The sequence below is a fragment of the Microbulbifer epialgicus genome (genome assembly GCF_041447265.1).
Classification (GTDB): domain Bacteria; phylum Pseudomonadota; class Gammaproteobacteria; order Pseudomonadales; family Cellvibrionaceae; genus Microbulbifer; species Microbulbifer epialgicus.
This window is the reverse complement of record NZ_JBGMEK010000004.1, coordinates 158792-172134: the sequence shown is the minus strand read 5'-3', so window position 1 is coordinate 172134 and position 13343 is coordinate 158792. Positions and strand designations below refer to the sequence as shown.

The window sequence follows — 13343 nt, the reverse complement described above, 5'->3', positions numbered from 1 at the left end:
TACTTTCCAAACAGGATTCGTTTTTTTCTGTAACTCGTTGTTTTTTTGAGTATTTCCAACTTTGGTTATTTTTTCTTCAGGTTGTCACAATGACGCAACCATGGGCCTTTGCGCCTCGTACTTCGCAGTTAATCACAGAGATATCCACAGATTCTGTGAGTAGAGACTTTTGGCGGGTAAAGGCTGTGGGGAAAGTGCAAGGTGCACGGTTTGGAGTTGGACAGCTAAGGTGCAGGTCTCCAATTCCAAAGGGGTGGGGGAGTTCCCCCACCCTGGCCAAATTAGAGTTGTCGCCGGAAACTGATTAAGGCAGCGGTGACCGCTACGTTCAGGCTCTCTACATCATTGTGCATGGGAATACGCAGTAACTCGTTACACTGCTCGGCCACAGTATCGCTGACGCCGCGTGTTTCATTGCCAAGAACAAAAATCGTGGGCATTTCCCCAGAGACCTCAGCCAGGGTCATAGCTGCATGGGAGGAGAGGCCGCAAACTCTTGCGCCAGCCTCACGAAAATCCGCCAGAGATTTTGCCAGGGTCTCGCAGCGCAGGATGGGGGTTTTAAACAGGGCTCCAGTGCTGGCTTTGATCACCAATGGATCAATCTGAGCACATCCTTTGCGTGGCAGGATAATACCGTCCATCCCACCGGCGCAGGCGGACCGGATAATCATGCCCAGGTTCTGCGGGTTGGTAATACCATCCAGAGCTAAGAGTTCGAAGGGCTTTTTTTCGCTGTTATTTTTATATTGGCGAAGAAATGCTTCACAGGTGCCGTAGTGGGGCAGGGCCAGGTCAAGTGCCACTCCCTGGTCCTGGCGTGAGTTCTTGGATATTCGTGAGAGCCCTTTGCGGTCCCAATGGGCGATTTCTACCTGGCGTTCCTCGGCCAGAGCTTCCATGCGGCTGATTAACTGGTCACGGCGATTACTACTCGCCAAATGTAATTTGTGCACAGGTAGGCTGGGGTCTTCCAGCGCTTCGAGTACCGGCTTGCGCCCGTAAATGGTCAGAAGGCTGTCGTAGAAGGCTCTTTTTTTCAGGTACTCAGAGGAGTCTTTCACCGCATCGGCTCACTCAGTAATTCGATCAATCTGGCCGCGCTCTCATCTGATAACTGGCCGCGTCGCGCCAACTCTACACAGGCCAGGCCCAATTGGCGATAGTGATGTGCCAGTTGCGAGTCCACCGAGGCCAGGCTTTCGGCCTGGGTGGCAACAGTTTCCAGGTCACCCCGCGCAATAGGGCCTGTTAAGGATTTCTCAGGGCCCAGAGTCATATTGTTCTGGGCAGTTTGCAGCACGATGGGTTCGAGAAGCTTAAGGGCGCTGTGGCGATCAATGCCGGCTGCGGCGAAACTGCGCAGACTGAGATCCATCAGTGCGGTAAGGTAATTGGAGGCAATTACTGAGCCCGCATGGTATAGAGATTTGCGCTGTGACTCGATGGTGAGTGTCTCACAGCCGATGGCTCTGAATGCACTATCCAGCGCAGCTATCGCGAAACTGTCTCCTTCCAATGCTACGCTGCTTCCGGACAAGGTGGAGAGGGAGCGCAGCGGTTCTGCGAAGCTATGAACCGGATGGGCACTGGCGATGGAGGCCGGACGCAGAACTTCTAATACTTGTGAACTGAGCGCGCCGCTGCAATGAAAAGCGATAATACCCTCGCGCTGTGCCAGTTTGTCGGCAAGGCGCTCGGCAGCCGCCGCGATCTCGCTATCAATGCAGGAAATCAGCCAATAATCGGCGTCGGCCATGGATTCAATGGTGCAGGAAGCCTGCCCCGCACCGATAAACTCAACCGCTGCAATCGCACTGTCGAGGTTGCGATTATAAATAGATTGAGCCCGGAAAAGTCCTGCCTCCTGCCACAGGCGCCCGAGGGTCTTCCCCAGGCGACCTGCACCAATGATATTGAGTGTCTTCATCAGTTACCGGCAAGGCAATCGAGGTAGGCTTTAACCGCATTTTCCAGGCCCATCGCAATGGCATCTACGGTCATTGCATGGCCGATGGACACTTCCTGCAGCCCAGGCAGGGTACGGTAGCGAGGCAGGTTGACCAGGTTGAGGTCGTGGCCCGCGTTAACGCCGAGGCCAAGTTGGCGCGCGTGCTCGGCGGCGGCGCAGTGGCTGGCAAAGATATCGTCCAGCTCTGGACTCTGTCTAGCTACGGCTTCGGCGTAGGGGCCGGTGTAAAGCTCAATACGGTCGGCGCCAATGTCCCTGGCCAGGCTGATCTGCTCCAGGTCGGGTTCCATAAACAGACTGACGCGAATTCGAGCGTTCTTCAATTTTGCAATCTGTGGGACCAGGCGCGGTCCGTCGAGTTTGAGGTTAAAGCCGTGGTCTGAAGTCAGCTGGTCAGTGCTATCCGGGACCAGAGTACATTGATCGGGTTGATTTTCCAGGGCGAGTTCCACCAGACCGGGATAGTCTCCCATGGGGGCGGCGAAGGGGTTGCCCTCAACATTGAACTCTACATCTTGCCGCTCCCGGCACAGGGAGGCCAGCTCACGCACGTCGCCGGGGCGGATGTGGCGCTGGTCAGGGCGTGGATGCACGGTAATGCCCTGAGCACCTGCATCCAGGCAGGTGCGACCGTGAGCAATAACATCCGGAAAATTTCCCTCGCGGGAATTGCGGATCAGGGCAATTTTGTTGAGATTTACGCTGAGAGCGATCACTGTTTATTCTCCCTTGCTGTTGTTGGCCACAGTTTCATCACCGCCACTGACTCGTTTGGCGTTGAGGATACGGATGGGGATGTTGGGGGCACTCGGGTGTTGACGATAGAGGCCACGTGGCTTCTCAACCATTTTTTCAACGACATCCATCCCCTCTATGACTTTGCCAAAGACGGCATAGCCGGGCTTGTCTTCTTTAGCATCGAGCCGGGTGTTATCCACAAGGTTGATGAAAAACTGCGAGGTGGCGCTGTCGGGGTCATTGGTCCTGGCCATAGAAAGAGTGCCGCGCAGATTTTGCAGCCCATTGGTGGACTCGTTGATGATGGCGTCGCGGGTTTCTTTTTTCTGAAAGTCGAATGTAAAGCCACCCCCTTGTACTACAAAGCCCGGCACGATTCGGTGGAAAATGATTCCATTATAAAAACCGCTATCGGTATAGGCGAGGAAGTTTTCCACGGTGAGCGGGGCCTCTTTGGGGAAGAGTTCGATACGGATTACGCCTAAATCGGTCTTCAATTCCACCTGAGGATTTTTTGCCAGCGCGGGAAATGCAAAAGAAATAAAGAGCAGCAACACAAAAAGTTTACGCATCATCCTTGTCCTTTGAGTCTGTTGTAGAGAGTCGGACACCACGGCGTGCCCGCCCGAGTATGGGATGTGGGGCGATAGGGGGACGGTCAATGCCGCTCCCCTGGATCTTATAGTATGCGATTTCCGCGTCTGTCAGTGAGATCAGTTGGCCCACTCGGAATGGCGTTTTCGAGGACGGAGATGAGGCGCGAGCATTGCAAGAATGGCGCCGACGGCCACGGATAAGGCACCGTATAAATACCATTTGTGCGATTCACTGCCGGACAGGCGTTGAATCTCCGCTTCTGCCATAGTTTTTTCCTGTTTGAGCAGCTCATGCTGGTGCAGGAGTTTCTGGTGGCGCTCATTGAGGGACAGGGCGTCAGCTGACAGAGTTTTGAGAGCCTTCAACTCTGCGGCCAGTTCCTCTGATTGCTGTTGAGCTGCGCTCAGGGAGCTGGTCAATTGGCCGTTCTCCTCCTCCAGGCGACGGACCTCTCCGCCGAGATTACCTTCCATTTTTTCAAAGCGAGCTAAGTTAGCTTCGGCTGTTGCCAGTCTGAGTTTTGCCACTGGTTCGGAAACCAGATATTGGCGTCTTACCCAGCCCTCAGTGCCTCCCGGTGTACGCACACGTGTCCATCCTTCGGACGCAGCATCCTCCAGAATCGTAAGTTCGGTGCCACTGGGCAGACCCCGGTGGAGAATACGAAACCCATTACCCTTACCTGAGCGCATGGGTACGTGCAGCTGGTCGGTGATATATCGGGTTTCCGCACTTACTGAAAAGGGCGCCACATTGAGCAGTGTCGCGGCAAGCAGGCTCGTCATTAATTTTTTCATGGTCATACAGCTTCTGTTTTTTGTATTGTTATCAAGGCAGTACTAATTTAAATGGCTTGACAGTCACAGATGCGTAGACCCCGGCTTCGATATATGGGTCGCTGTCGGCCCAGGCTTTTGCATCTTCCAGAGAGGGAAACTCTGCAATAACCAGGCTGCCGCTGAAGCCGATTTCGCCGGGGTCTTCGCTGTCCACTGCCGGGTGTGGACCGGCGGCCAGAAGGCGGCCTTCATCTTTCAGGCGGCTGAGTCTGGCCAGGTGATCGGCGCGTGCTTTTTTGCGCAAAGGGAGACTATCGCTAACATCTTCACTGATGATTGCGTACCACATTGTGAATCTTGCTCTTGTTGGTTTGATAGAAAAGCTTGTTATTGGGCGACCATTACTTCTTCCAGCTTCAGCCCGGTGAGTTTGCCGATGCGGGAAAACAGGAAGAAGAGTGCCGCCATCAGGATCAGCGCTGACGGTACCGCGATAACCAGGTATCCATATGCGGTCATTTCGCCAAGCTCTGTTGTGTAGGCTTCAGTGCCAGGAGGACTTTTTACAATCATCTTGGCGAGAATGTAATTGAGCGTTGAGGAAAAGAAAAAAGAGCCTGCAACAATCCAGGATGTCTGTTGCAGGGTTCTGTCAAACGCTGGTTGATTGCCATTAGACTGCAGGGTCTTGGCAATTTTTGCAGTATCGAGTATCTGATCGTTATACAGCAGGGTCTTTACCAGGGGCCAGCGCGAATAGGTGGAGCCGATAACGGCAAGGCCGAGCAGGCCGGGGATGGCGGCCTCCTTGATGGCGATGTACTGGGGGTCCAGCTCCAGCAGGCTGATACCGCCGGTGAGCAGGATGCCGATGATGCCCAGTGCGGAAAAGAAGTTGACCTTGCCGAGGCGCATAAGATCGCGCAGTCCATAGCCCAACGGAAATGCCAGGGCCACTACTATGGCCCAGGTGGCGCCCAGCCACTGATCACCAGAGAGTTTTGTCATTATCAGAGTGGGGATAATGACATTGAAAGCTAAATTGCTGAGCAGCCCTTCTTTTTTGGGCTTCTCATTGTTTGGCAGGGTCGAATTCGTTTCGCTCATACTCAATTCCGGTGATAATGCCCGCTGAAGCTGTCTGGGAGGTCGTATAACGATGCCTTCCATCACAAAAAGACTTCCGCACTGACAAAACTGCTGTCAGACTCCGGCCCTTTATTGTCGCCATAAGCTGACTACTGGTCCGGGGCCTATCCCTGAAAACGCCGGATGCCGATGAGACAGTTATGCCGGCAAATTGTTCCTAAATGACGGATACCGTGTCGATATCCGTTGCCAAGCTGAGTGAGAGCCGCTGTTGAGAGCCCTGTCAGAAGACTTGAATACAGACCTTGTTGACTTGCACAGCCACAGTACCGCATCCGATGGTATTTTAAGTCCTGCGCAGCTGGTGTCGAGGGCGAAATTCCAGGGTGTGACGCTGATGGCACTCACCGACCACGATACCGTCGATGGTTTGGCGGAGGCGCAGGAAGCCGGTGACCGCCTGGACATGACCGTGATAGCAGGCATCGAATTTTCCAGTCGCTGGGGACGCCGTCCGGTACATATTGTGGGGCTGAATATAGATCCGACGTCGAAATCACTGAATGAGGCTATTAGCCAGCGCATGGAGTTGCGTTGTGAGCGCGCTGAACGTATTGCTGAGCGTTTGCATCAGCGGGGATTCACCGGCGCCCTGGAAGGGGGGCGCGGTATTGCTGGGGACTCGGTATTGGGGCGCCCCCATTTTGCCCGCTGGATGGTCGAGGCGGGCCATGTCGAAGATACGGGACGCGCCTTCAAGCGTTACCTGGGGAGCGGAAAGATTGGGGATGTGCGCGTAGAGTGGCCGCAGATGGCGAAAACAATTGAGACCATTCATGCAGCCGGTGGAAGTGCGGTGCTTGCCCATCCACTTAAATACGGCCTATCCCGTACCCAGTTGCTGCGCCTGTTGCAAGAATTCCTAGGTTGCGGTGGTGATGCGGTGGAGTTACTTTGCGGTCGCCAAAACCCAGTGCAGACCCGGGAGCTAAGAACATTAATGGTTTCGGCTACAGGGGGAATAAATGGCACTCTGCCACCCTGTTCCCTGGGGAGTGACTTCCACCAACCTGAGCAGCTTTGGCGCGAGCTGGGTTGCGTACGCCTGCCAGAAGACGTCGAGCCGGTGTGGAATCTGTGGCACACTCTGCACCGGGATCAGCCCGGTCATATTTTGATGGCTTAATCCAGCATCCATTTTCTGGGGCGTAGGAAGTGCTGTCGAGCGGAGATCCCCTGCGGGCCTGCCAATGCCCGTAAAGAGGTTTCAATTCATTAAAGGCTTGGGGGGCTTTTGTGGCGCAGTTTTTTCAGATTCATCCGGATAATCCTCAAGGGCGCCTGATTGCGCAGGCTGCAGACATCGTAAACGCAGGGGGGGTTATTGTTTATCCTACAGATTCCGCCTATGCCATTGGTTGTCGCTTGGGAGAAAAGCTGGCGGTGGAGCGTATTCGCGCACTGCGGCAGCTGGATAAACAGCACAATTTTACCTTAATGTGCCGGGACCTATCGGAATTGGCCACCTATGCCAAGGTGGATAACCAGATGTTCCGCCTCCTCAAGAACCACACGCCAGGCTCCTATACATTTATTATGCCGGCCACTGCAGAAGTGCCGCGACGCCTGATCCACCCGAAGCGAAAAACTATCGGTATTCGGGTACCCGACAATAAGGTGGCCCTGGCCTTGATTGAAGCGGCAGGAGAGCCCTTGATGAGCTGCAGTTTGATCATGCCGGGAGATGTGCAGCCCCTTACTGACCCCTACGATATCCGCGATACCCTTGAGCACCAAGTGGAACTGGTAATCGATGGGGGATTCTGCGGTATGGAGCCTACCACCGTGGTCGACCTTACTGGTGATGAGCCCAAGCTGATTCGCCAGGGCTGCGGAGCGACTGACGAAATTCTGGGCTGAATAGTGCCGCGCTAGTGTATAATCGCGCGTTTGCACTTTCGAGGGGCGGGCAGGGTGTCCAGTGAAGAATTACTAGCCGAGGTGGAAGAGCAGGTGCTTGCCGAAGTTGCGGCGAGTGAGGGCGACTCTGCTGAGGCTCCCCCGGAGACCGCGCAAATTCAGGCAGGCGATACGGAAGAGGCGCCTGTAGCACTGGTGTTGGGGGAAGCTTTTACCGACCTTCCCCCCGATCTATTTATTCCGCCTGATGCGCTGGAAGTCATTCTGGAGGCCTTCGAAGGACCTTTGGACCTGCTTTTATATCTGATTCGTCGCCAGAATTTGGATATTCTCGAAATTAACGTATCGGACATCACTCGCCAGTATATGGCTTACGTAGAGATGATGACGTCGATACGATTTGAGCTGGCGGCCGAGTATCTGGTGATGGCGGCCATGCTTGCCGAGATCAAGTCGCGTATGCTGCTGCCACGACCTCCGGAAGCTGAAGAGGAGGAGGGTGAGGACCCCCGTGCCGCACTGATTCGTCGCCTGCAGGAGTATGAGCGCTTCAAAACCGCGGCGGAGGATCTCGATGAAATTCCGCGCATGGGGCGCGATATTCACCAAGCCAATGCTGAGGGCCCCGACCGCAGTATCACCCGTCCCGACCCGGATGTAGAACTCAAAGAAGTTCTGGTCGCCTTGGCGGATGTGCTGCGTCGTGCAGATATGTTTGAAAGCCACCAGGTTGAACGAGAGAAGCTGTCTACCCGCGAGCGGATGACCCAGGTGCTGGACCAGATTCGTCACGGCCAGTTTGTGCCCTTCGTCAGCTTATTTACTGTTGAGGAAGGCCGGCTCGGTGTGGTGGTTACCTTCCTTGCGGTAATGGAGTTGGTAAAAGAGTCTCTGGTCGAGTTGGTGCAGAATGAGGCTTTCGGCCCTATTCATGTGCGAACCGCTGGCCAGGATGATGATGCTGGTCGTAGTGATGACCAGAGTGAACAGAGCTTGGAGGTTGATAGTGGCGCAGAGCTGGAAATGGGCGAGATGCTTCCCGCTGACGAAGAATTATCGACGGCAGAGATAATCGGACTACCAACAGAAGAATTAGTGGACGCGTAAATAGTGGCGCGCGTCGGATAAATTTCCGTGAAAGTATCAGAGTTAGAAATTAGAAGATGACAATCGCTCCGGAATTGCTGCGCAGAATTGTAGAGGGCGCCCTGCTGGCGGCCGGACAGCCTCTCAGTGAAGAAAAGTTGTTGTCGCTGCTTGACGAAGAGGAGCAGCCCTCCAAGACAACCCTGAGAGATATTCTTGAAGCTATAGCGCAAGATTGTGCGGGGCGCGGTTTCGAACTCAAGAAAGTGGGCACAGGCTGGCGATTCCAGGTACCCGAGGACTTGGCACCTTGGGTGAATCGCTTGTGGGAGGAAAAGGCGCAGAGATATTCGCGCGCGACCCTGGAAACCTTGGCGATTATTGCCTATCGCCAACCGGTTACCCGCGGCGATATTGAAGAAATTCGCGGTGTTGCGGTGAGTTCGCAGATTGTCAAAACTCTGCTTGAGCGCGGTTGGATCAAGGTAGTTGGCCATCGTGATGTGCCTGGTAAACCATCGCTGTATGCGACAACGCGGGAATTTCTGGATTACTTTAACCTAAGCTCCCTGGACGATTTGCCAACCCTGGCTGAGATTCGCGATATAGAGAGCCTCAACAAGATCCTCGAAGCGGAGGGGTTGTCCCCAGAGGAGATTGCCACGGCAGAGACTGATAGCGCAGGTAATGAGTTGTCGCAAATTAGCGGTGAGGTTTCCGCAGAAAGTGGAGAGCTGGAAGCCCAGGAGGATTCTGAAGAAGAAGTTGTTGATATTGTTGCTGAGGAGTCAGTGGGCGATATTGATAGCGAGCCTGAATATATTGATGAAGATGTGCGAGTTGAAGCGCTAGTAGAGGAAATTGTCGCAGAAACGGATGCTCCTGTTGAAGAAGTTGAACTACAGGAGCCAGTGGCGCGGGATGAAATTGATGAAGAAATAGCAGTTGGCGATCTGGATGATGCGGTGGAGGCCGCAGCATCTCTGGTAGCGATGGAGGTAGAGCGGGACCAGGAAGAAGAGGCGTCAGGGGATTTGAATGCTGTTGATACAGAGGCACCTAGCGCAGACCCGCAAGTAGAAAAGAGTGAGACTGAACAGGTGATGGAGGCGCATAGCACAGCCCCGATAGCGGCAACACTGCCGCCAAGCAGCCTGTTTGGCGATAACGACACAGCGAGCGAGTCCGGCTCAGGAGAGCGGGCCGAAGACAGTGCTGACGTCGATGAAGATTCCCAAGATGTAGTGCAAGTGGAAAATACCACCCCATGAGTGATGGCACCTCGCCAGCAGGCGAAAAATTGCAGAAGGTATTGGCGCGCAGTGGCCTTGGTTCACGGCGCGAGATGGAGCGCGCGATCGATGCTGGCCGCGTGACGATAAACGGAAAAGTGGCGGAGCTCGGAGAGCGGGTAACGGATCACGACCAAATCGAATTTGATGGCCGGCGCCTGCCCTCGACGGAAGGTAATCGCTGCCGGGTCATACTTTATAACAAGCCGGTCGGTGAAATTTGCTCACGCCACGACCCTGAGGGGCGGCCGACTGTCTATGATCGCCTGCCAAGGCTGAAGACCGGACGCTGGATTTCTGTGGGGCGCTTGGATTTCAATACCAGTGGCCTGCTGCTGTTTACCAATAGTGGTGAGTTGGCCAACAAATTGATGCATCCTTCCTCAGTGATCGATCGCGAGTATCTGGTGCGTATCCAGGGCGAGGTGGACGATGAGATGAAAAAACGCCTGGTTAAAGGAGTGTTGCTGGATGATGGTCCGGCGCGCTTTACCGATATTGTCGAGAGCGGTGGTGAGGGCAGAAACCGCTGGTTTTATTGTGTCGTTATGGAAGGGCGCAACCGCGAAGTACGACGCCTATGGGAGTCCCAGGGCGTGCGTGTGAGCCGCCTCAAGAGAGTGCGTTACGGCAGTGTATTTATTCCCTCCCACGTGCGCGTGGGTCAGTGGATTGAGATGGAACCCCGCGAAATTGATGATCTGTGTGTTACCGCCGGCCTCCCCAAGCTTGGCCAGCGCCCCCTGACTCAGGGGGAAAAGCAGACTCTGGAGCGCCAGCGCCGCAAATTGCGCAAGTCGCCAGTGCCGGCACAGCGCCGTGACAAACCTTGAATTGCATTGAGAAGGCCCGCGGTCAGCGGGCTTTTTTATTGGGAGGCTGTCATTTCGATGCAGGCTCAAGCTATGGTTCATTCTCCGGTGTTTCCCCAGCCTCTTCCTGCTGTTGATTTTGCATTTCTGACTGCACACCCTGTGGACCGCCCCCCATGGCGTCGTCCACATCCGAGGGAATATCCGAGACGGAATCGGTGGTGTCGTTACTTTCCTGGCTGGCGGCTTCTGATGTGTCTTTTTTGCCCGTATTGTCGCTGGACTCCAGGAGGTTCTTGAGTTTTGTCAGTCCCTGCTCGTAGGACTCGCCCACCATTTTTTTCACAGCCAGGCCCATCCAGCGCTCCCGCGGGCCGCCACCGGTATCGCTATTGAAGCCCCAGGTGATCTGGGTGCCATCTCCCTCCGGTAGCAGCTTGAATTCGGCCTCCGCTGTGCTGCCGTCACCGAAAGCCAGCTTGGTGCGAACCATAGAGTTTGGCGTGCTGGCGATAATAGTTTGACTACCGCTCCCCTCCTTGGAATTTTCACCACGCCAACTCATTTCGGCACCCACTCCCTCTTCTGGTCCACTGTATTTGTATTGCATTGATGGGTCGATATTCCGCCAGGGGGACCAGCTGTTGAATTTGTGAAAGTTGTTGACGTAGGGAAAGACGGCCTGGGGCGGTTTGTCGATATAGATGCTGCGCTCGAGGGTTACTTCGCGAGGGAATAGATATCCGGCGAGTAGTAACAATACCAAAAAGATCAGGATATAGATGATCCAGCGCATAGCGGGTTCCTTTGCTATTGGCGGGCACACAGCCGCGATCGCCAGCAACCCACTGGCGATAGACTGGTTATAGCAGTTTTTACGCCGCTTAATCGTCGGCTATATGTAGAAGTGGCAGTTTAATCTCGACACATAGGCCCGCACCGGCACTATTGCGTGCCGTGATACTGCCTCCGTGGTGCAGTAAGGTCCGCTGGGCGATAGCCAGTCCCAGGCCAAAGCCACCGCTCTCACGGGTTCGTGCGCTGTCTGTGCGGTAGAAGGGGCGGAATATGGCACCCAGCTCATCCTCATCCACCCCAGTCCCCGAGTCGATTACTGAGATGCAGCAGGAGTCCCCGGTTTCCCTCACAAGCACCCGCACAAGCCCGCCCGAGGGACTGTACTTAATGGCGTTACGCAGGATATTTTCCAGTGCTGCAGTGAGAGAGCTTCCGCGCGTGGCTACGAGTAATTCCTCGCCATTGGTACTCACGTCGAAGCTCAGGCCTTTTTCTTCAGCTTCGTTGTGCAGGTCGTCCATTAATGCTGAGAGCAAGCTGTTTAGCTCGACGACATCATCCAATGGGCGCTGTTCTTGACTACTGACTGGGAGGGATAATACATCGGCAATGATATCTTCCAGGTAATCGGCGGCCTTGCCGATCTTGTCAAGCTCAGTGTCAAGAGCGGCCACTTGCTTCTGGCGGGCAATGGCTAAGGCTACCTGAAGTCGTGCTAGTGGTGAGCGCAATTCGTGCGATACGTCTTTGATTAAGCGGCGCTGTTCGGACATGGACTCCTGCAGTTGTGCGGTCATAGAATCAAAATCCAGTGCCAGGTCGGTCAGTTCATCGTTGCGGGTGCGCAGACTGGGGGCAACCCGATAGTCTAATTCGCCGGCGGCTACTCGTTGGGTGGCGGCCCGAAGTTGCTCCAGGGGGCGGCTCAGATAGCTGGCCAGCCAGTAGCAGGCGACGCCAGAGGCGATCATGGAGAGCAGTAGCATGGGCCAGAAATTGCGCCACAGGAAGCGCAGCAGCAGCCCCTCTTTACTGTCTCCGGCTACCAGGGCGATGCGTAGGGGGTCGCCGGTACGCATTGGCAGAAAGAAGCCCACAGTGGGTTTGTTATCCACCAGCATGTGCGCCTCGCGATTGCGGTAATCCAGGCTGTTGATCAGTGGTTCCATACCGGCGGGAATCGGGCGGCCCATCAGGTCATTACCCAGGTGGTCTACTGCGTAGACCCGCCGTTGTACCTTCCTTGGGGCTCTCTCAAGCCAGTGTTGGAACTGCTCGGGTCCATGGCGGCGGGCAATACGCATATTGCGCATTACTTCGCGGAATAGTGCGGGTCCCTCCCAGCGCTCCTCCTGGCGGGGGTCACCGAATTCGCCAAAGTGAGTAATGTAGATGGCGGCAACCACCATGACCATGGCGGTAATCCATGCGCCAAAAAACATTTTCCAGAAGAGGCTGCGCATTGCAGGAACTACCTATTGCTTGCCCTGGGTGAGCATATAACCGGCGCCACGGATATTGATAATCAAATCGCGACTGGCGCCCTTGTCTGCGAGCTTCTTACGGATATTGCTGACATGCACGTCAATTGAGCGATCATAGGGCATCAGCTTGCGCCCCAGCGCACTTTCGGTCAGGACCTCTTTGCCCACCACATCTCCGGCGTGCTGCACCAACACCTTTAGAACGGAAAACTCGGCGCCAGTGAGGGATAGGGGCTGTTCGCTCCAGTAAGCCTGGTGCTCAGCGGGCAGCAGTCGCAGTTGGCCACTATTGAGACTGTCGTCACTTTCCTCCATCTCGACCCGGCCACGGCGCAGTATTGCGCGCAAGCGCGCAGCTAGTTCCCGTGGGTTGCAGGGTTTGGGCAGGTAGTCATCGGCCCCCATCTCCAGGCCAACAATGCGGTCAACCGTATCACCTTTGGCGGTAAGCATAATGACTGGTAGTGATCGACTGCTGGGAGAGGCCTCCTCGCGCAGTTTGCGCAGAACGTCAAAACCGCTGTGCACTGGTAGCATCACATCCAGCACCAGAGCGTCAAAGCATTGGCTCTGGGCCAGTTCCAGCCCGCGGCCGCCATCGTTGGCCGCGGTTACCTCAAACCCCTCGCCGGTGAGAAATTCTTTTAGCAGGTCGGTCAGTTCAGTATCGTCGTCGATCAGAAGGATTCGGCTCATGGCGTTCACTCAGTTACTGTTGGGCCATTATATGCAAAGTGCTGGCGCTAGATATCGCCGCCCAATGGGCTTTTTACCGT

The 13343-nt window shown here is 55.1% G+C and carries 14 protein-coding genes and 1 pseudogene; 5 read left to right on the top strand and 10 right to left on the bottom strand.

What is annotated here, in order from left to right; translation table 11 throughout:
- Window positions 1–281 precede the first annotated feature (281 nt).
- From rlmB to ACCI49_RS03790, 7 genes are all read right to left on the bottom strand, one after another.
- Window positions 282–1064, bottom strand: coding sequence for a 23S rRNA (guanosine(2251)-2'-O)-methyltransferase RlmB (gene rlmB / locus ACCI49_RS03820; RefSeq protein ID WP_371837650.1), 783 nt, complete (start codon window positions 1062–1064; stop codon window positions 282–284).
- On the bottom strand, window positions 1061–1930 hold the full coding sequence (locus tag ACCI49_RS03815) for a Rossmann-like and DUF2520 domain-containing protein (RefSeq protein ID WP_371837649.1): 870 nt from the start codon (window positions 1928–1930) through the stop codon (window positions 1061–1063). Before ACCI49_RS03815 ends, rlmB begins: the two co-directional genes overlap by 4 nt.
- Window positions 1930–2688: a pyridoxine 5'-phosphate synthase gene (locus ACCI49_RS03810; RefSeq protein WP_371837648.1), complete on the bottom strand. Its 759-nt coding sequence runs from the start codon at window positions 2686–2688 to the stop codon at window positions 1930–1932. Before ACCI49_RS03810 ends, ACCI49_RS03815 begins: the two co-directional genes overlap by 1 nt.
- A gap of 3 nt (window positions 2689–2691) precedes the next feature.
- The gene (locus tag ACCI49_RS03805) at window positions 2692–3285 is read right to left on the bottom strand and encodes a peptidylprolyl isomerase (RefSeq protein WP_371837647.1); all 594 of its coding nucleotides are present in this window, start codon (window positions 3283–3285) and stop codon (window positions 2692–2694) included.
- Window positions 3286–3423: 138 nt separating this feature from the next.
- Window positions 3424–4104, bottom strand: coding sequence for a TIGR04211 family SH3 domain-containing protein (locus ACCI49_RS03800; protein WP_371837646.1), 681 nt, complete (start codon window positions 4102–4104; stop codon window positions 3424–3426).
- A 31-nt stretch (window positions 4105–4135) separates the two neighbouring features.
- On the bottom strand, window positions 4136–4435 hold the full coding sequence (locus ACCI49_RS03795) for a YciI family protein (protein ID WP_371837645.1): 300 nt from the start codon (window positions 4433–4435) through the stop codon (window positions 4136–4138).
- Between the two features lie 38 nt (window positions 4436–4473).
- Window positions 4474–5193 carry a VC0807 family protein gene (locus ACCI49_RS03790; RefSeq protein WP_371837644.1) on the bottom strand — a complete coding sequence of 240 codons (720 nt, stop codon included), beginning with the start codon at window positions 5191–5193 and terminating at the stop codon, window positions 4474–4476.
- Between the two features lie 253 nt (window positions 5194–5446).
- Here ACCI49_RS03790 and ACCI49_RS03785 point away from each other — a divergent pair, with 253 nt between their 5' ends.
- From ACCI49_RS03785 to rluB, 5 genes and pseudogenes are all read left to right on the top strand, one after another.
- Window positions 5447–6361, top strand: a complete 915-nt coding sequence (locus tag ACCI49_RS03785) for a PHP domain-containing protein (RefSeq protein WP_371837643.1) — start codon at window positions 5447–5449, stop codon at window positions 6359–6361.
- 110 nt (window positions 6362–6471) lie between these two features.
- The gene (locus ACCI49_RS03780) at window positions 6472–7095 is read left to right on the top strand and encodes an L-threonylcarbamoyladenylate synthase (RefSeq protein ID WP_371837642.1); all 624 of its coding nucleotides are present in this window, start codon (window positions 6472–6474) and stop codon (window positions 7093–7095) included.
- Between the two features lie 156 nt (window positions 7096–7251).
- Window positions 7252–8046 (top strand): annotated as a pseudogene (locus tag ACCI49_RS03775) (segregation and condensation protein A); the annotation flags it as partial.
- 212 nt (window positions 8047–8258) lie between these two features.
- A complete protein-coding gene (gene scpB, locus ACCI49_RS03770) occupies window positions 8259–9452 on the top strand; it encodes an SMC-Scp complex subunit ScpB (RefSeq protein ID WP_371837641.1) in 1194 nt (397 codons plus the stop codon).
- The gene (rluB, locus tag ACCI49_RS03765; protein ID WP_371837640.1) at window positions 9449–10306 is read left to right on the top strand and encodes a 23S rRNA pseudouridine(2605) synthase RluB; all 858 of its coding nucleotides are present in this window, start codon (window positions 9449–9451) and stop codon (window positions 10304–10306) included. Before scpB ends, rluB begins: the two co-directional genes overlap by 4 nt.
- 70 nt (window positions 10307–10376) lie before the next feature.
- Here rluB and ACCI49_RS03760 read toward each other — a convergent pair whose 3' ends face one another.
- From ACCI49_RS03760 to ACCI49_RS03750, 3 genes are all read right to left on the bottom strand, one after another.
- Window positions 10377–11081 carry an SRPBCC family protein gene (locus tag ACCI49_RS03760; protein WP_371837639.1) on the bottom strand — a complete coding sequence of 235 codons (705 nt, stop codon included), beginning with the start codon at window positions 11079–11081 and terminating at the stop codon, window positions 10377–10379.
- A gap of 88 nt (window positions 11082–11169) precedes the next feature.
- Window positions 11170–12546, bottom strand: coding sequence for an ATP-binding protein (locus tag ACCI49_RS03755; protein WP_371837638.1), 1377 nt, complete (start codon window positions 12544–12546; stop codon window positions 11170–11172).
- Between the two features lie 12 nt (window positions 12547–12558).
- Window positions 12559–13263: a response regulator gene (locus ACCI49_RS03750; RefSeq protein WP_371837637.1), complete on the bottom strand. Its 705-nt coding sequence runs from the start codon at window positions 13261–13263 to the stop codon at window positions 12559–12561.
- Between the last annotated feature and the right edge of the window lie 80 nt (window positions 13264–13343).